Source organism: uncultured Mucilaginibacter sp. (assembly GCF_903893715.1).
Classification (GTDB): domain Bacteria; phylum Bacteroidota; class Bacteroidia; order Sphingobacteriales; family Sphingobacteriaceae; genus Mucilaginibacter.
Genome location: NZ_CAITNG010000004.1, coordinates 57332 through 75068, shown reverse-complemented (window position 1 = coordinate 75068; position 17737 = coordinate 57332). Strand labels below are relative to the sequence as shown.

22 protein-coding genes are annotated in these 17737 nt (G+C 43.8%); 14 read left to right on the top strand and 8 right to left on the bottom strand.

Annotation, left to right across the window (positions count from 1 at the left end; translation table 11 throughout):
* The first annotated feature begins 1 nt into the window (after window position 1).
* From QZX97_RS00510 to QZX97_RS00500, 3 genes are all read left to right on the top strand, one after another.
* A complete protein-coding gene (locus tag QZX97_RS00510) occupies window positions 2–268 on the top strand; it encodes a hypothetical protein (protein WP_295655234.1) in 267 nt (88 codons plus the stop codon).
* A gap of 8 nt (window positions 269–276) precedes the next feature.
* Window positions 277–606: a gliding motility protein GldC gene (gene gldC, locus QZX97_RS00505; RefSeq protein WP_295655235.1), complete on the top strand. Its 330-nt coding sequence runs from the start codon at window positions 277–279 to the stop codon at window positions 604–606.
* A gap of 168 nt (window positions 607–774) precedes the next feature.
* Window positions 775–1209, top strand: coding sequence for a response regulator (locus tag QZX97_RS00500; protein WP_295655236.1), 435 nt, complete (start codon window positions 775–777; stop codon window positions 1207–1209).
* Here QZX97_RS00500 and QZX97_RS00495 read toward each other — a convergent pair.
* Window positions 1206–1691, bottom strand: coding sequence for a methylated-DNA--[protein]-cysteine S-methyltransferase (locus QZX97_RS00495; protein WP_295655237.1), 486 nt, complete (start codon window positions 1689–1691; stop codon window positions 1206–1208). The two genes, QZX97_RS00500 and QZX97_RS00495, sit on opposite strands and share 4 nt — an antisense overlap.
* 36 nt (window positions 1692–1727) lie before the next feature.
* Window positions 1728–1937 (bottom strand): hypothetical protein, encoded by a 210-nt coding sequence (locus tag QZX97_RS00490; RefSeq protein ID WP_295655239.1) that lies wholly within the window; start codon window positions 1935–1937, stop codon window positions 1728–1730.
* A 158-nt stretch (window positions 1938–2095) separates the two neighbouring features.
* Here QZX97_RS00490 and QZX97_RS00485 point away from each other — a divergent pair, with 158 nt between their 5' ends.
* The 10 genes from QZX97_RS00485 to QZX97_RS00440 all read left to right on the top strand — a co-directional run bounded on the left by QZX97_RS00485 (window position 2096) and on the right by QZX97_RS00440 (window position 11581).
* Window positions 2096–2779: a heme exporter protein CcmB gene (locus QZX97_RS00485; protein ID WP_295655240.1), complete on the top strand. Its 684-nt coding sequence runs from the start codon at window positions 2096–2098 to the stop codon at window positions 2777–2779.
* Window positions 2780–2882: 103 nt separating this feature from the next.
* Window positions 2883–4028, top strand: coding sequence for a carboxypeptidase-like regulatory domain-containing protein (locus tag QZX97_RS00480; RefSeq protein WP_295655241.1), 1146 nt, complete (start codon window positions 2883–2885; stop codon window positions 4026–4028).
* 149 nt (window positions 4029–4177) lie between these two features.
* Complete coding sequence (gene ccsA, locus QZX97_RS00475; RefSeq protein WP_295655273.1) at window positions 4178–4843, top strand: cytochrome c biogenesis protein CcsA; 666 nt, start codon at window positions 4178–4180, stop codon at window positions 4841–4843.
* Complete coding sequence (locus QZX97_RS00470; protein ID WP_295655243.1) at window positions 4843–5043, top strand: CcmD family protein; 201 nt, start codon at window positions 4843–4845, stop codon at window positions 5041–5043. Before ccsA (QZX97_RS00475) ends, QZX97_RS00470 begins: the two co-directional genes overlap by 1 nt.
* A gap of 250 nt (window positions 5044–5293) precedes the next feature.
* On the top strand, window positions 5294–6727 hold the full coding sequence (locus QZX97_RS00465; RefSeq protein WP_295655245.1) for a Glu/Leu/Phe/Val dehydrogenase: 1434 nt from the start codon (window positions 5294–5296) through the stop codon (window positions 6725–6727).
* Between the two features lie 202 nt (window positions 6728–6929).
* The gene (locus QZX97_RS00460) at window positions 6930–7340 is read left to right on the top strand and encodes a cytochrome c maturation protein CcmE (protein WP_295655248.1); all 411 of its coding nucleotides are present in this window, start codon (window positions 6930–6932) and stop codon (window positions 7338–7340) included.
* 5 nt (window positions 7341–7345) lie between these two features.
* Window positions 7346–9805 (top strand): cytochrome c biogenesis protein CcsA, encoded by a 2460-nt coding sequence (gene ccsA, locus QZX97_RS00455; RefSeq protein ID WP_295655249.1) that lies wholly within the window; start codon window positions 7346–7348, stop codon window positions 9803–9805.
* A gap of 144 nt (window positions 9806–9949) precedes the next feature.
* Window positions 9950–10315, top strand: coding sequence for a DUF6588 family protein (locus tag QZX97_RS00450; RefSeq protein ID WP_295655251.1), 366 nt, complete (start codon window positions 9950–9952; stop codon window positions 10313–10315).
* Complete coding sequence (locus QZX97_RS00445; protein ID WP_295655253.1) at window positions 10305–11057, top strand: DUF6588 family protein; 753 nt, start codon at window positions 10305–10307, stop codon at window positions 11055–11057. Before QZX97_RS00450 ends, QZX97_RS00445 begins: the two co-directional genes overlap by 11 nt.
* A gap of 131 nt (window positions 11058–11188) precedes the next feature.
* The gene (locus tag QZX97_RS00440) at window positions 11189–11581 is read left to right on the top strand and encodes a hypothetical protein (RefSeq protein ID WP_295655255.1); all 393 of its coding nucleotides are present in this window, start codon (window positions 11189–11191) and stop codon (window positions 11579–11581) included.
* Between the two features lie 68 nt (window positions 11582–11649).
* On the opposite strand, the gene QZX97_RS00435 is transcribed toward QZX97_RS00440, so the two are convergent.
* From QZX97_RS00435 to QZX97_RS00420, 4 genes are all read right to left on the bottom strand, one after another.
* Window positions 11650–12792 (bottom strand): putative sensor domain DACNV-containing protein, encoded by a 1143-nt coding sequence (locus tag QZX97_RS00435; protein WP_295655258.1) that lies wholly within the window; start codon window positions 12790–12792, stop codon window positions 11650–11652.
* Window positions 12793–12916: 124 nt separating this feature from the next.
* Entirely contained in the window at window positions 12917–13933 is a 1017-nt protein-coding gene (gene gldN, locus QZX97_RS00430) for a gliding motility protein GldN (protein ID WP_295655260.1), read from the bottom strand.
* A gap of 212 nt (window positions 13934–14145) precedes the next feature.
* Window positions 14146–14505 carry a hypothetical protein gene (locus tag QZX97_RS00425; RefSeq protein ID WP_295655262.1) on the bottom strand — a complete coding sequence of 120 codons (360 nt, stop codon included), beginning with the start codon at window positions 14503–14505 and terminating at the stop codon, window positions 14146–14148.
* Window positions 14506–14557: 52 nt separating this feature from the next.
* Window positions 14558–14737 (bottom strand): hypothetical protein, encoded by a 180-nt coding sequence (locus QZX97_RS00420; protein ID WP_295655263.1) that lies wholly within the window; start codon window positions 14735–14737, stop codon window positions 14558–14560.
* Window positions 14738–15157: 420 nt separating this feature from the next.
* Between QZX97_RS00420 and QZX97_RS00415 the strand changes: the two genes are divergently transcribed.
* Complete coding sequence (locus QZX97_RS00415; RefSeq protein WP_295655265.1) at window positions 15158–15886, top strand: (Fe-S)-binding protein; 729 nt, start codon at window positions 15158–15160, stop codon at window positions 15884–15886.
* Window positions 15887–16030: 144 nt separating this feature from the next.
* Here QZX97_RS00415 and QZX97_RS00410 read toward each other — a convergent pair whose 3' ends face one another.
* Window positions 16031–16210: a hypothetical protein gene (locus QZX97_RS00410; RefSeq protein ID WP_295655267.1), complete on the bottom strand. Its 180-nt coding sequence runs from the start codon at window positions 16208–16210 to the stop codon at window positions 16031–16033.
* Window positions 16211–16370: 160 nt separating this feature from the next.
* A complete protein-coding gene (locus QZX97_RS00405; RefSeq protein WP_295663977.1) occupies window positions 16371–17219 on the bottom strand; it encodes a terminase small subunit in 849 nt (282 codons plus the stop codon).
* Window positions 17220–17737: the final 518 nt, after the last annotated feature.

The window sequence follows — 17737 nt, the reverse complement described above, 5'->3', positions numbered from 1 at the left end:
TATGAAATTCAGGATTACCCCGCTCAATATCGCCACGGCATTTTTGCTGGTTTTAGCAGGTTACGTATTTATCAACGGCGCCAAAATAATGGGCAGCCCTTACCAGCACTGGACGGGCACCATTACCTTTATTTTCGCGCTGTTTGCCTTCGTTGTATTTTACCTCGACCTCATGCTGCGCAACTTTTTCCCTCAAACCAAAAAACTATGGATCGTTGAGTTAAGCTTTATCACCTTAACGGTCGTTATATTATTATTAGTGAAGTAACACATTACATGAAGAAAGCTGAAATTAAACTCACCATCGAACTGGATGATAACAATGTTCCCGAAACCATTCTTTGGGAATCAACCGACTCAAAAACCAAAGAGGCGCTGCCCGTAAAATCGATGATGCTGGCCCTTTGGGACCATAACTATAAAAATTCGCTCCGCATCGATTTGTGGACAAAAGACATGCCTGTCGATGATATGAAACGTTTCTTTTACGAAACCCTGCAAACCATGGGCGATAGCTTTTTGCGCGCCACCGGCGAAACCAACATTGTGGAAGACCTGCGCGACTATTGCGCCCACTTTGCCGATAAAATGGAAATCAAGCAATAATTCCCGCTTTAAAATTGTCTCAGATAGTTCTTTCGTAAATAAAAAATCAGGGCGGCGAAACATCCGTCCCTTTTTTTGCGTATCAATACCGCTATTATGGTAAATAAACCATTGTACCGCAGTAGCTCATCCCCAAATTATAAAACGAGACTAAACACCTGAAACACAATGCAAGCACAAATCCCCACATCTGTTGACAACAACTCCATGCCCACGTTAAAGGGCCTTAAAGTTTTAGTAGCCGAAGATAATACCATCAACCAGTTTATGTTTTCGCGTATGCTGAGGGAATGGCAGGTTGATTTTGAAATGGTTGCCGATGGACAAGCTGCTGTTGATATTTTACAGGAAAAACATTTTGATGTGTTATTGCTTGATACCCACATGCCCGTAATGGATGGTATTGAAGTTGCCTGTATGATCAGGTGCGAAATGAGCGAACCAACCCGCAGCATGCCTATTATATCGCTGTCTGCATCATCTTTCGATGATGAACGTCGCGCCGCCGTAGACGCCGGCATGAACGTCATTATGTCGAAACCCTTTCACGCGGTCGATCTGTACAACAATATCGAATTGCTTACCACAAGGAAGGCCGTTTAAAAAGTCAGCTTGGTTTGTCCTATTCCAAGTACCTTGGCTTCATGTTCCAGTAACCATTGCTTGCGCCACAAGCCACCGGCATAGCCTGTCAATTCGCCGTTGGCACCTATTACCCGGTGGCAGGGTACAACTATCCATAAATTGTTTTTGCCATTTGCCGCCGCTATGGCCCTAATGGCTAAGGGGTTTTTCATCCTGTTGGATTGCTGGGTGTACGTTATCGTTTTTCCGTAACCTATTTCACTCAATGCACTCCAAACCTCTTGCTGAAACGGGGTACCTTCCTGCTTTATTTTAAAATCGAAAACCTGTCTTGTTCCGGCAAAATACTCACCGAGTTGTTGCACTGCCTGCTGTAAAAGCGGCGTGGCGGCCTGCTCAATATCAGCAGGTACATCCATAATCGATATCTTACTGATAAAACCTTCTGTTTCCGTAATACAGGCTACCCCAACGGGGGTATCACAATAAATCTGGGGCATAACACTAAGGTAATCATTGTTCGGCAAATATGCCGTTCAATTAGGCAGCAATGTACGTAATTGCTCTTCTATTTCCAGGTCAACCATTGATTTCAATGCCGAACCGCATTTGGTGCATCTGGTTTCTCCTAATAATGATTTTTCGAGGGTGATATACGTTATGGCCGTAGTTTGATGACGGTAAATAGAGTTCGAACACCGGGCGTTCAAACAATAACATGCTATGTGCTCTTCTATCGCTTTCATCAATAACGTATTTAAAACAATAAGGCAACAACTGTACCACTAATATAATTATGCCTCATTCTTATTATTTACGAAGATTATCGCACCGTCTGTGTGGCATCTATTCCCCATGATAACCATACTGTCCACACTTTTATAAAAACGTATATTTGCAACCGATGGATTTGCTCAATCAAACAAAACACCTGTTAAAAAAAGAAATTATTTTGGAGTGGCGCTCCAAATATGCCTTTAACGGAGTATTGCTATACGTCGTATCCACTGTTTTTGTGTGTTATATGGCATTTAACCTCAATCCCGGCTTTCGCGAGTCGCAAGGCTACCCCATTGTTTGGAACATATTGTTCTGGATCATTATCCTTTTCGCAGCGGTAAATGCCATTGCCAAAAGCTTTTTGCAAGAGAGCAAAGGCCGGTTGTTGTACTATTACACCATCGCCGGCCCGCACGCCATTATTTTGTCGAAAATTATCTACAATATTTTGCTGATGGCGCTTCTCAGCGTTTTGGCTTTAATAATATACAGTTTGTTCTTCAAAAACCCAACGGACGACAATCTATATTACTTTTTAAGCGTTTTATTGGGCAGTATAAGTTTTTCAACCGTTTTTACCATGATATCGGCCATAGCCTCAAAAGCCGGCAATAACGGCACTTTGATGGCTATTTTAAGTTTTCCGGTCATCATACCGGTTATCCTGGTACTCATCAAGATGAGCAAACGCGCTATCGATGGCCTCGACCGCAGTTTTAGCTATCAGGATATCGGCGTACTCCTGGCCATTAACCTCATCGTTATCGTAACCTCCTTGCTGTTGTTTCCTTTTTTATGGCGCGATTAACACATAATTGTTACTTTGCCTGCATAATAATAGGCTACTTTTGCAGTTAATTTAGCGCATGCGGAAACTTTATCTTTTATTACTTTTTGCACTATCCCCAATCTTGCTTTTCGCACAGGCAGGTACAATAAGCGGTAAAGTTACCAGCGCCGATCTCGGCACCCCGTTGGCCAAAGCAAGTGTGTTTTTAAGCAATGCTACCTTTGGCACCTCAACCGCTAACGACGGTACATTTACCATGCAAAACGTAAAATCCGGCCAATACGAACTGGTGGTTACTTATGTAGGTTACGATAGTTACCATCAAACCATCCTGGTAGGGGCAACACCAATCAACTTGAAGATCGAGATGCACCTCAAAAGTTACGATCTTCAGGAAGTAAACATTGTTAGACACCCATTCTCTAAAGAGAATTTCGCCAAGTTCATTAAATACTTTTTAGGTACTTCGGACAATGCCAAAAAATGCAGGATACTGAACCCCACCGCTATCGATTTGTACTACCATACCTTCGAAAAGAAACTGGTAGGTACCGCCGATGAATATATCATGATCGAAAACAAGTCTCTGGGCTATCGCATCAAATACCTGCTCGGCGGCTTTGAGTTGGACGAGATCAACCAGATTGTATCATACGGCGGCCAATACCAGTTCGAAGATTTAAAAGGCACCAAAAAACAATTGGAAATTTGGCGCAAAAAACGCGAAGATGCTTATTATGGTTCAAGCATGCACTTTTTTCGTGCGTTGGAGCGCAACGAGCTTGATTCTGCCGGCTTTAAAATGTACCGGTTGATACGGACGCCGAACCCCGAGCGCCCGCCGCAAATAGTCATTGTCCAAAACATTGATAAGTTTATGGCCAAAGGCATGATCGATTCTGCCAATCATTGGAAAGAGCTATACAATCTGAACAAGTTTCGCGAAACAATGATCAGAACACCGACAAGACCCTATGAAGTATTACGTACAACCGATGAGGCAGGAGTTTTCGCCGTTACCTTTCCCGATTGCCTGTATGTGGTTTATACCAAAAAACGCGATGAAGATAGCAACAGCTATGTTTATCGTCCGCTCGATATGGCCAATTACATGTCCACCATTATTACGCTATATAAACCCTACACCCTGATAGATTTGAACGGCATTGTAATGTTAGGCAAGAGCACATTGTACGAAGGCGCCTGGAGCAACGATAAGGTAGCCGACCAGCTACCGGTTGATTATGCCCCGGCGGATAAACACTAAGAAAAATAACTAAGGCGTAAAATCAACAAGCCCGAGTACAAATTCTTGACTCTTGATTCTCGATTCTTGACTCTTATCTCCCGTAAAATAAATACCTTTGCGGCTACGCTATTTGATAAAACTGAGCCCCAAACACCGATATGCAATTTATCTATAAATCCTGGTGGAAAATTTTAGCCGTAACACTGGTATTTTATACCATGATAGCCGGTTTTTTATTGCCCGTACCCACTTTGCCCATTTTGCACGAAACCATACGCAATTTGTATTTCCATGTGCCTATGTGGGTGGGCATGCTAACAGTTTTTGTCATTTCGGTTTATTACAGTATCAAATACTTAAACACAGGCAAAGAGGAGTACGACCTTGCCGCAGTTGAATGTGTAAACACCGGCCTATTGTTTTTTGCTCTGGGGTTGATAACCGGCATGATGTGGGCCAAATACACCTGGGGCGAATATTGGAGCGGCGACCCAAAACAAAACAGCGCTGCCATTGCCTTTTTGCTGTATTGCGCCTACCTTGTCTTGCGTAACTCTATGGACGAAGAGCAAAAGCGTGCTAAAATATCGGCCATTTATAACATCTTCGCCTTTCCGATAATGTTGGTGCTTATATTTATACTGCCCCGCTTAACCGACTCTTTGCATCCCGGTAACGGCGGCAACCCGGCCTTTGGCAAGTACGACCTGGCCACAAGCATGCGCGTGGTATTGTACCCCGCTTTTATTGGCTGGAGCCTGATGGCTATTTGGATAGCCACCATACGTTACCGCATCCGTTTGATTGAAAACAAAAAGAACGCCATAAACTAATGAAAAAGATACTCGCCCGCCTTACATTTTTGTTTACCTATACCGCCATTTTTGCCCAGCCCGTTGATGTTGAAATGGCCGACACCATGCGCAGCTCGGGTAAAATTTATGTGGTGATAGCCACCATCGCTATCGTGTTCGTTGGCCTGGCCATTTACCTCTTTACTATCGACCGTCGGCTCAAAAAATTAGAGCGGTAAAACCGGGTTTAAAATTGCCACTTTGGCAATTTTATGTCATTTTTTGGTCTGTTTTTTGCGAAAATTGAAAATAATACTACCGTTCAATTTGGTTCAAAAAATAACACTATCTTGTTTAAACATTGATTTCGTGATGTTGTTGTTGGTGGGGCTAACAAGCCTTGAAAGTATTCATTTGCACAATTGATATAAATTCATTCACCTTTGCACAAATATAAACTGAACCCAATATTTATTCAATTTCAAAATTATGTCTCACAGTATAATTATTGCTGAACAGGATACGCATTTTTTTGGTGACGTATGTAAAAACTTCGATTTCGCGGCCCAGTTTACCGACCACGATCCGGGTTTGCTCGATCAAATCAAATCATGTAACAGCGTCTACCGTTTCCGTTTCCCTATAAGGAAAGGCAACCATTTCGAGGTAATCGATGCCTGGCGTATTGAACACTCGCAACACCAATCGCCAACCAAAGGCGGTATCCGCTACAGCGAAATGGTAAACGAAGACGAGGTGATGGCCTTGGCCGCTTTAATGACCTACAAATGCGCCATTGTTAATGTTCCTTTTGGCGGCGCAAAGGGTGGTATCAAAATCAACCCCAAAAACTACACCGTACAAGAGCTCGAAAACATCACCCGCCGTTACACGGTGGAGTTGATAAAAAAGAACTTTATTGGCCCCAGCATTGACGTACCTGCGCCTGATTACGGCTCGGGCGAACGCGAAATGAGCTGGATTGCCGATACCTATGCCACCATGAACCCCGGCCAGTTGGATGCCATGGGTTGTGTTACCGGTAAACCTATCGCCCTGCATGGCATAGCAGGCCGCCGCGAAGCTACTGGTCGCGGTGTTGCCATCGCCATACGCGAATGCGTAAGTGTAGCCGAAGACATGCAGAAATTAGGCCTCACCACAGGTATATCGGGCAAAAGGGTTATTGTACAGGGTTTGGGCAACGTAGGTTACCACTCAGCAAAATTCCTCTCCGAGTTTGGCGGCATCATTGTTGGCCTTTGCGAGTACGAAGGCGCTATTTATAATGCCGATGGTTTGGATATCGAATCGGTATTCCTGCACCGCAAGCTTTCGGGCTCTATTTTAGGTTACCCGGGTGCAAAAGAGTTCAGGAACTCCCTCGAAGGTTTAGAACAGCCATGCGATATTTTGGTACCTGCCGCTTTGGAAAACCAGATAACGGAAGCCAACGTGCATAACATACAGGCCAAAATTATTTGCGAAGGTGCTAACGGCCCAACTACTCCTGAGGCTGAAGCCATATTCTACAAAAACGGCGGTATCATTATCCCCGATATGTATGCCAACGCAGGCGGTGTAACCGTGTCGTATTTCGAATGGTTAAAAAACCTGTCGCACGTTGCCTTCGGCCGTATGAACCGCAGGTTCGAAGAAAACTCCAACCTCAATTTGGTGAACATGGTAGAAGGTATCACCGGCACGGCTTTAACTCCGATGCAACGTGCTACCATCATCAAAGGCGCGTCAGAGCTGGAACTGGTAAACTCGGGCTTAGAAGATACCATGATACGCTCATACCACGAGATTCGCGAAACCTGGAAAAGCAACCCCAAGATAGATACCATGCGCACTGCCGCTTTTGTAGGCGCTATCAACAAAATAGCCGTATCGTATCAAACACTGGGTGTTTGGCCATAAAAAAGCTTATAGCAAAAAGCAAAAAGCTCAAAGCAGATCTGTCGCTTTGAGCTTTTTTGTTTTAAAGCTTTCCGCATTCTGCTTTTAGCTTTCCGCATCTCCCTTAAGAACAATTCTAAATAAGATAAGTGACAATCATCACAATATATTCCACCGATGTTTTGTATTTTTGCCACACTATTGTTATCTAAATAGTTAAGCAATGAAAAAAGGTTCCATCTTCGGTATTGTCCTTATCGCCATCGCGATAGCGGTAATTATTAGCACATACTCAAAAACAAGCACTTACGGCTCGTTTAGCGATGCCAAACACACGGATGCGGCTTTAGATATCGTTGGTCATCTGGATAAGAAAAAAGCACTGGTTTATGATGCCACAAAGGATGCCAACTACTTCGCTTTTTACATGACCGACAAGCAAGGCCAGGAGTGTAAAGTGGTATTTACAGGTACCAAACCGCAGGATTTTGAACGCGCCGAGCAGATTGTACTCACCGGGCAAATGACAGGAAACGAGTTTCACGCATCGAAAATATTGATGAAATGCCCTTCTAAATACACCCCAAACAAGGTGGAGCTTACAGAATACAAGGCTAAAACAGCCACTATATAATATTAATGGATACAGATTTTAAAGGTGAACACCTTTTGCCGGGGCATTTGGGACAATTATTTATTGTGCTCGCTTTCGGCTCGGCGCTATTATCAACCATCAGCTATTATTTTGCCACGGTAAACAAAAACCCGTTAGATAAATCATGGCATATCATTGGCCGCATTGGCTACCGCTTAAATGCTTTATCGGTAGTTGGTATTGGCTGCTGCCTGTTCTATATCATTTACAGCCACCTTTTCGAATACCATTATGCATGGGCGCACTCATCCAAAGCATTGCCGGTTTACTACATTATTTCCAGCTATTGGGAAGGGCAGGAGGGCAGCTTTTGGCTTTGGGCGTTTTGGCAGGGCGTTTTAGGCAATATTTTGATATGGAAAGCCAAATCCTGGGAAAATCCGGTGATGACAGTGGTGGCCTTATCGCAAACGCTGCTTTCGTCGATGCTGATAGGGGTGGAGATATTTGGTACACGCATAGGCAGCTCGCCATTTATTATGCTGCGCGATGCCATACAGGCACCTATTTTCAGTTCGCCAAACTACCTCGAATTTATTAAAGATGGCAACGGATTGAACCCATTGCTGCAAAACTATTGGATGGTAATACATCCGCCAACCTTGTTTTTGGGCTTTGCCTCCATGGTAGTGCCTTTTGCTTACGCCGTAGCCGGCCTCTGGACCAAACGCTACAAAGAGTGGGTGCAACCTGCCATCAGTTATTCCCTGTTTTCGGTAATGGTATTGGGCACAGGTATCATCATGGGTTCGTTTTGGGCCTATGAATCGCTGGATTTTAATGGCTATTGGTCATGGGACCCGGTTGAGAATGCGTCTCTTATCCCATGGCTTACTTTGATTGGTGCGGTACACGTGCTCATCGTCTATAAAAATACGGGGCATTCCTACTTTACGGCTACATTTTTAACGCTCATCAGCTTTGTGCTGGTGTTGTATGCTTCGTTTTTAACGCGTAGCGGCGTGTTGCAAAACACTTCGGTACATGCCTTTACAGATTTAGGTATGTACTGGCATTTGGTTATCGATGTACTCATTTTCCTCGTCATCGCGGTGGTGTTATTGGTCATCAGGCGCAAAGAACTTCCCATCACTACCAAAGAAGAAGAAACCTACTCCCGCGAGTTCTGGATGTTCGTAGGCGCTTGTTTTCTGGGACTGTCGTGTCTGCAATTGGTAGCGGTAACCTCTATACCCGTTTGGAACGCGATGTTCGGCACCCATGCAGCCCCACCAACAGAGCCCATCAATTTTTATAATGTATTCCAAAGTGGTTTTGCTGTAGTAATTACCTTACTGGCGGGTTTCACCCAGTTTTTAAAGTATAAAAAAACGGATAGCACACGTTTTCTCATCACGTCGATAGTATATCTCGTTTTTGCGGCTCTTGTTGGCGCTTTAGTAATTTATATAACCGGTATTTACCATAACCATTGGATATATTCGGTACTCATTATCGGTGCCATCTACTCGGTATTGGCTAATGTCAAAATTTTGGCCGAAGTATTAAAAGGTAAAACCAAGTTGGCGGGTTCGGTCATTGCGCACATCGGTATTGGTTTGTTGCTGGTTGGCGCAGTACTTTCTGCAGGCACCAGTTCAGTGGTATCCATTAACGATACCGGCGAAACCTATAATGCCGAGTTCGACAAAACGAACAATCCCCGCGAAAATATCATGCTCTATAAAAACGAGCCGATAAAAATGGGCGCCTATACCATTACTTATACAGGCGACTCAGTTTCATTGCCGAACCATTACTTTAAGGTGGATTATAAAAGGATTGACGATAAAGGCAACCTGAAAGAAGAATTTGTGTTAAAACCAAATGCCCAAGCCAATAGTAAGTTTGGTTTGGTAGCTACGCCCGATACGCGCCATTACCTTTTCCACGACTTGTATACCCACATCAGCATGGCCAACATTAAATTCGACGATGAGACAAACGGCGGTGCAGCTCATGAAGAAACCAACGACGATGCCAGCTACGAACCGCCAACTGTTCACGAGGTTGCCATAGGCGATTCTATTCCTTATCGGGATGGCATGATAGTGTTGAAAGGCATCGACCCGAATGCCAAAGTCGAAAACATTACTCTTGGTCAAAACGATGTTTCAGTAGGCGCCATGCTCGAAGTGCACAGCCATGGCAAAACTTATAAAGCCGAGCCCGTTTACCTGATTAAAGGCAAAAGCGGCTTCGATTTCGCCCGTAAAATTGCGGATATCGATTTAAAGTTGCGTTTGACCAGCATTGTCAATATTGCAAAGGATAACAAGATTGAGATTTCGGTCTACCAAAAACCCGAAAGCAAAAAGCCATATATAGTAATGAAAGCCATCGATTTCCCATATATCAATCTCTTTTGGAGCGGGACCATTATTATGGTGATAGGCTTCCTGCTGTCCATCTTCCGGCGTAACAAAGAACTGAAAGTTGCTTAACTGGTTTGAGCTGAAAACAGCGTTGTAATAAATTAAAAATTAAATATTGCGTCCGAATATTTATATTTGTTTGTAACTTTAACTACCTGTTTGCTTTTTTAATGTCATCCCCGATAAATATTGTTGAACCTAAATCTCAGTAAAATGAAAAAAATTTTTACCTGCATTATTCTTGCCGCTGTTATCTGTGTAAAAGCCGAAGCGCAAAGCAACCAAAACAGCTCTGGCGACTTTTCGAGCCTTTTTAAATCCGGACCCGCCGATGCTACAAAATTAGCACAAGCTTATCTCGAACCACTCTTTAAGGGTTTAGGTACCGATCTTTCTAATGGTTGGACAAACACAGCGAAAACAAAAAATTTTTTGCATTTTGATTTGAGGTTAAGTGTTTCCGTGGCCATGATCCCAACATCCGATCAAAGCTTTGATTATTCCAAGATAGGCTTATCAAGTGCCGTGGGGCCAACAACCGCAGGACAAAGCACGGTAACACAAACTTTTGGGGGGTAGTAATAATACACCAGGTCAATCTATATCTGTTTACAGTACTGATGGCAGCCATACAAAGTTGGCCTCGTTTAATTTGCCAAGCGGCGGTATAAATATTGTTCCGGCACCGCTACTGCAACTTACGGTAGGTTTAATACACAATACTGATGTTACGTTACGATATATACCCACAGTTAACAGCAAAGACTATGGTTCCACCGATTTTGGTTCGTTAGGTATGATAGGTTTTGGTATAAAGCATGACATTATACAAGATTTTGGCACAGCAAAACATTTAATGCCTTTCGATTTGGCCATCGCCTTTGGTTATACAAGTTTAACTTACAACTATAACCTTAATGTTACGCCTAATCCTTCGAACGCAAAGCCCAAGGACGGGCAGCAAAGTACAGATTTTAGTAACCAGCTTTTGCAGGGAAAGTTTAGCGCAATAAATATTCAGGCAATACTTTCAAAGAAATTATTGTTTTTTACCCCTTTCGTTTCCGTAGGTTATAGCTCGGGTACTACAAGCGTAAATACTTATGGTAATTATCCTGTAACAACAGGTGTAGACAGTCCGATTACCCAAAACCCGGTGTATACAACCTATAATAATCCCGTATCTATAAACGAAACAAGTGTGAGTGGCTTTCATGCCGATGCGGGCTTTCAACTCAACTTTTTTATATTGAATATTTACGCATCGTACTCTGCAGGAACATATAGTTCATATAATGCCGGCATTGGCCTCGGCTTTTAAGATACCATCCTGTTTAACAGGCCCCGGGGATAATTGTCTCCGGGGCTTTTTTATTTCAGACTTTTCACTTTTTTTGAAAACAAAGGACAGATATACTTACTTTTGCTATCGTAAACAAACAAAAAAACAAAATGAAACCATTTATCGCGACATCTTTTCATGCGGCACTTCAATACTTGGGCGCTATATTGCTTATTTCTTCACCTTGGGTATTTGGTTTTGATAACGTAGGCGGTGCATCCCTTTTCATCCCGGTAATCATGGGCGTATTGTTATTGTTGATTGCATTTTTCAGCAACAATAAATTGGGCGTTATCCAGGTTTTCCCCATGGAGATGAACTTGTTTTTGACCATGTTTGCCGGCTTCCTTTTATTGGTTGGCCCTGGGTTATACAGCTTTATCCCTAAAGTACATTGGCCGCATTGGGGTTTTGGTGCCTTGTTTTTTTGCCTGGCATTGTTTACCCAGGGATCACCTTTCACTTCCGAAAAACACAACCATCCAAGGTTAGCTAATTTTTAACCGATAAGCTTTAAAAAATTTCAGACAAAAAGCAGCGCCATCCGCGTTGCTTTTTTGTTTATGCTTGTTTACAATAGTAAACTATCAACCCTGTGCGCATGTACTATGTTCTCGCATGGCGACCATGCGAAAATAGTAAAACGCCCATCCTGCGATGCAACCATGGCGATGGCATCGCGTTGGTCGAACACGAATTGCGCTGCCGAAAGATGGCGCGTACCGCCATATTGCCCGGGGTGTATCGTCAGTATCTCACCGCCTATCACAGGTTCGGTTACCAAAATCCGTTCTATCCGTTGCCCGGTTGGCGACCTTGCTATTTTGGCACCAAAAGCCAATAGTTCGTGTTTATCATTCATCAGGGTAGCACCATCAACTGCGGTAAGGCCGGCTACGTTTTCCACCGAGCGGTTCAGTTCTTCCTGCCACAAATCCAGATCTTTTTTTGCAACATCCTGCTTTAGCAAGTCCGACAGTCCGCTAAACTCGGGCGTAAGCTGGTACGTAATAGGGTGAATAATGGATTCGCGCCAGTTCTCGTGCGCCGAAGGCACAACCAATAGCGCTCCCCCACGTCCGTGCGCCCGCATCGATACCGCCAGTTGAACGTGTATATTCATCGAGTAATTCCACGATGAAGGGTCGTTAAACCCAAGTAACGACGTAACCAATGCCGGGCAATCCGGTACCTCGTCTGTATTTTCATCAATCACTTTAATGAGGTCGCCTTTTAATACGGCAACATTTACAAATTTGCCGAAGCCCGTTATGCGTCGGTGCTTTATTACCAATAAGCCTGGTTCAACAACCTCGCAGATAAAACAAAAACCAGGTACAAATCGGGTGGTTCCCCAAATGTATAGTTCATCGCCGGTATGCCAAACACCCAAATGCGTGCCGGGGCTTTCAATAGCCGGTGCCAGTTTTACAATAATATCGGTAGTAAATTTCAGCCTTTTGTGAAAAAGAAGTGGTTGTTCCGATTTATCCGGCGGCATCAACGCGATGGATATCTTTGGCGAACGCCCTTCTTCTTTGCGCAGGCTGGCCCAAAATGCCACGTCGATAACCGCTTCAATCAGGTATGCCTGCGCCAATGAGGCCTTTTCGGCTTCCTCGCTTCCGGCAGCGGCATGTATTTGCTGCGCAAAAAGCTTTTCGATAGTGGGGGCAACTATTTTTGCCGCCTGGTATGTTGGTTCTGATATCATTTGTATTACAATATATTAGCTCGTGGCTTTTAACTAAAATAGCTCAAATAAAATTCATTGCAACGCCATTACTAAAAAATGGCGCAAATGTGTTATTTGGGTAGGGTAGTGGTTAAACCGTTTGTTAGTTAACCTTTGTAGGGGCATTTGCAGCGCCCGTGGGTGCCGATATTTTTTTGGTATTCTTTTGTACGCGGTCGGTTTTTGCATCGGCCGTACCATTAGTCTCGTCTTCAATTTCGACCGTACTATAGGGCCACATACTACCTTTATATGCCGTTAATTTTTGTTCTATCCGTCTGGCTTCTTTTTCCTGGTCGGCAGGCAAACTGGCGTAATCCTTAATGCGTACGCCAAGGGGGTTCGACTCCTCAACAATCCGCGACGCAAAACGCCGTTGTAAAAAAATATCATCCATGCTCATAGCAGCCTTTTTATTCGCCGTGTCAACAGCCATGGTAACCAGCACCTTCCTGAACTGGTTAAAGTTGAACCAGCACAAGGGTTGCACGCCCAAGCTATCGCCATTGCTTAAACTTAGTTTTAACAAGGGCGCTATGCCTATAATACGTGTCATCACCCGCGACCGCGTTTTGTCAAAGTATACGTCCTCCTTTATCCGGTAGCCGCTTATTTTATCGGGCGTAAAATTGTTGGCCTTTTGTATGCTGCCAATTTTGTTGCCGTCCTTGTCAAACTGGTCAACCGTAGCGCTATCGCTCAATTGCGACATCACTAGGGCGTAGTTTATCGGCAAGGTAAAGGCGTCGCCCGTAGGATTTTCCGGCGTTCCCGGTGTTGGGTCATAAGCGGTAATCACTCCCTTTTTCAATGCCGCCAAGGTTGCCTCTATCAAGGTTGCCCCGGGTTGCGCCATTACTTTGTTTTGCGGGTTCGACAGGTCAATATCGCGCCAATAACGGTGGTAAAACTTTATTTCTTTTACATTGGGTTCAGGCAGCGGATACGGACGGGCTTTTTCTAAACTAATACCCGCTCTTAATGCAACAACCCTGGCCGAATCTTTTTTAAACGCCGCCAACTCAGCAGAGTCGGGGCCGTAATAAGCCCTTATTTGGGCACATACAAGCGAACAGCTACCTAATAGGATTATACAGGTCAGAATAAATTGCCTTTTCATCTTTCGATAAGCGCCGGTTATGCAATGTTTAAATTTAGAACGGTAGTTCAAATCAAAGATCAAATTTTAACCGCAACTTTCTAAGGGCCAATTGTATCTTTAATTTTTAAAATTACATTTTTTTTGTTTAATAGATGTATTTAATAAAAAATTTACGCGTTGTAGACATCAAAACAGTACAGTTAACCGTGTTATTTTGCAAAAAAGGGAAATCAAACGACAGGCTTGTTCATTATTTTGAAAAAAAATATACCCCCAATAGCATACATCACCACATCCATATAATCCGCCGTATATTGCTTAAAATAGTGGGGTAAAATCACTTCAAACACCAACGACAGATAAGCTACTATAAACAATACCTGCCCTGCCGATAGGCGGTATAAGTTCGTTTTTATTATCGCCGTCCGCATAAACCATAACCCCAGGGTAGCAATCACAGGCACGGCAAACAGGTCGGTCAGGTAGCTGTTGCTATAATGCGGAATAGCGTAATGCAGTTTCCGTAAAACAAACACAGTTAACCAAACCAAACAACCTAAAATAAACCATGGGTTGAGTAGTGTTTTCAAAAAGTAAAAGGCGCTAAATATTAAGCTATTGCTTTAATTAGGGAGAAAATTTTTATGCTGCAAAGATACCAACTATAAATAATATAAAAGTTATAAATACAAAAAAAGCAATTTGAACATACGATGCCAAAGCCTTAAAATACTGTAACACTAATTTTACCCTCGCCACGGCATTATTATCGCTGGGTTTGATAAAAAGCGGGTCAATATTCATCCGTTCTTTTTCTTTCATCTTCTTATTCGCGTCGTTTGTATAAGGTTCGTTCAACAATATTTGCTTGCAACTCGGACAAATCTGGTCCTTTTTCCGTTCCGGATAACTGTTTTTTTGTGATCAGGGCATTTTATTTCAATTTTATCGTTCAATTTTTAAATATGGATAAAATATATAAAGTTTGTGTTAAAAATATTAAAAATAACACAACAAAAAAAACTGTCCTTCCAAAAGTTAAAGCTTAAGTGTGTGTCCGCACGTTGTCTGTGCGCAACAAATAAAAGCATTTTTCCTTTTGTTTTTTAGACCATCCGCCGCTACAAATGTAAAACCGGATTTTAAAATATTTATTTCAAACCACATGGATTTATTGCTTACTTTGCCATCACCGGATAAAATTGTATTTTTCCTGATATTAGTGTCGCATAATCCCCCTGCATGAAGATCGAGTTGTTTATACCCTGTTTTATCGACCAGCTTTTTCCGCAAACAGCTTTCAACACGGCTAAGGTTTTAGAAAAAGCGGGCTGCACTGTCGAATACAATCCCAATCAAACCTGCTGCGGGCAACCCGCATTTAACGCCGGCTTTTGGGATGAGGCCAAAGAAACCGGCAGCAAATTTCTCAACGATTTTTCCGAAGACCACTACATCGTTTCGCCATCGGCCTCATGCACCGGCATGGTAAAAAACTACTATAACGACCTCTTTACCAATACCACCGTCCATAATAAATGCCGGGCCATTCAAGGCAATATCCACGAACTGTCCGACTTCCTCGTCAACGTCATCAACCGCGATTACTTTGGCGCCGAGTTGGAAGGCCGCGCCGTTTACCACGATAGCTGCGCCGGCCTGCGCGAGTGCAAAATAAAGGCAGAGCCACGCCTGCTGCTTTCCAAAGTGTTGGGTCTCGAAATGGTCGAACTGAAACACAACGAAACCTGCTGCGGTTTTGGCGGTACCTTCGCGGTAAAGTTCGATGCCATATCCAGTGCCATGGCCCAGCAAAAAGTAGAGTACGCCCTCGAAGCCGGGGCCGACTATATCATCTCTACCGATTCATCCTGCCTGTTGCACCTGCAAAGCTATATCGACAAAAACAACATCCCGCTCCAAACCATGCACCTGGCCGATGTACTCGCCAGCGGCTGGGGGAATATTTAAATATGCCTGTAACAACGTCATGGCGAGGCATAGAGCAATCTCTAAGCGATTTTAACCCCGTTACAAACACAATGAACAATTGACGCAATGACCAAACCCTATGGGTAAATATGGGTGTTTCAAAACTTAAACTCACCTACCTTGTCATTTCGAACGAGGTACGAGGAGAAACCTTCTCAAAGCCATATTTGCACCCTGCATAACGCACCACATCTTCCAACCGCCGTTGCTGGTGTCCCGATAGCTATCGGGATCACCAACAACCGTAGCAGCCCCGTTCTTATTGTTACGCCCGGCATCAGCAAGCGCTCTGTTTACACCCATCTCTCTCATCGCTAAAGCCGCTTCCAATCGTTGATCGGGATTTCCAATCCTCGACCCAAAGGCAGGGGATTTCCAATCCCCCAAATAACAAACGCCACATAAAATTCAAATCCGCCACAAGTTATTCAAAACGCTTTGCGCCACGCGCCATGCGCTTTGTTTAAAAGAACACCTTCTGCCCGGGTTTAGGCGGCAAACTGTTCAAATACTGCTGGCGGCGTTCTTTCATCACCTCATTGCTCAACTTCCTGCCGCTCAACCCCGGGTTACTAAAGGTATTGGTCGGCGCGCTTTCCGTTTTTGCCGTTTCAACCTTTTCAGCCGTTTCAACTGCCGCAGCATTTGCTAAGGCGGTCTGAATACCCATTTCCCTCATCGCCAAATCCGCCTCCCGCTGCTTTAAATCCCGTTCCTTTAAGTACAATTCCCTTTGCAGCGTTTCAAGCTTTACCTTTTTTTCGTATAAATCCTTGTCCAGTGCGTCAATGCTATCATCCTCAAAGCGGTCATCATCGTTCAGGTCTCCTTTGTCCACATAAACGGCCTCCTGTGGTTCCGGTTGCTTTTGCTCCACCTCATAAAACTTAATGTGCTTGGCAATCTTTTCCAAAGCCGCCAGTTTGTTGTGTAGTCGTAGTTGTACCGTAGTACCATATTTCCCCTCGCTCACCTTCAAACTCCATATCGCGCTTTTTTTATCATCCGCAATATCGTTCATAGGCATTATCTTGCCGTCATCCCCAAAATAGTCGCCCATATTGGCAAAAGCAACCTTCATCAGTTCGCCCAAAAGCGTTTCATGGCTCACCTGCAGTTTCTTACTCGCCTCCGCCGTCCGCTCCTTCAAATAAGCCTGTATCTTGGGCATTTCCATCAATTGCCCGTTCATGGCGGTGGCCTGCGTGTATCCCGCCCGCAAGGCAGCGAGGGTGGCGTTCATATCCATCAAATACTCATCGCAAAAGCGTTGTTGTTTAGGTGTTAGTGTAAATGCGTCAATCGTTTTCATATATCAATCGTTGGTTTAAAATTTCAATCAAAAGGCCGCCACCTTTTTTACACCCTCTTTACCGCGCCGCGGAAGAGAGGGTCGGCCAGCGCAGTGCAGCCGGAGTGAGTCAACCGCGCGACAAACCCGCCATTAAAATGCTCCGCCAGGGGCTACCTGTTTGTAGCAAAATAAAAAAAGACGTTTTTTGCCCCGTAGGGGCTACCCTAAATCACAGCCACGCCCAACGCCTCAACAGCGTTAACAAGCACAAAAAGGTGTTTTCTCGCAAATTATCTGCAATATACAAAGAATAATTTATTATTACAAAAATAACATAAGTGATATAAAAACAAAAGATTTTTCCATAGCGATGGGTTTCAAACCCATCGCTATATATGAAGCCAAACCCCGGTCGAAGTTTAGCGACAGTATAAATCGTCCTAAAATGTAGCACGTATTCTGCTTGCGCTTTAAGCTGAAAGGTTAAAACATTTTAGGACGGAGGTGCAACCTTCGACCAGTAAGCGTGCATATAA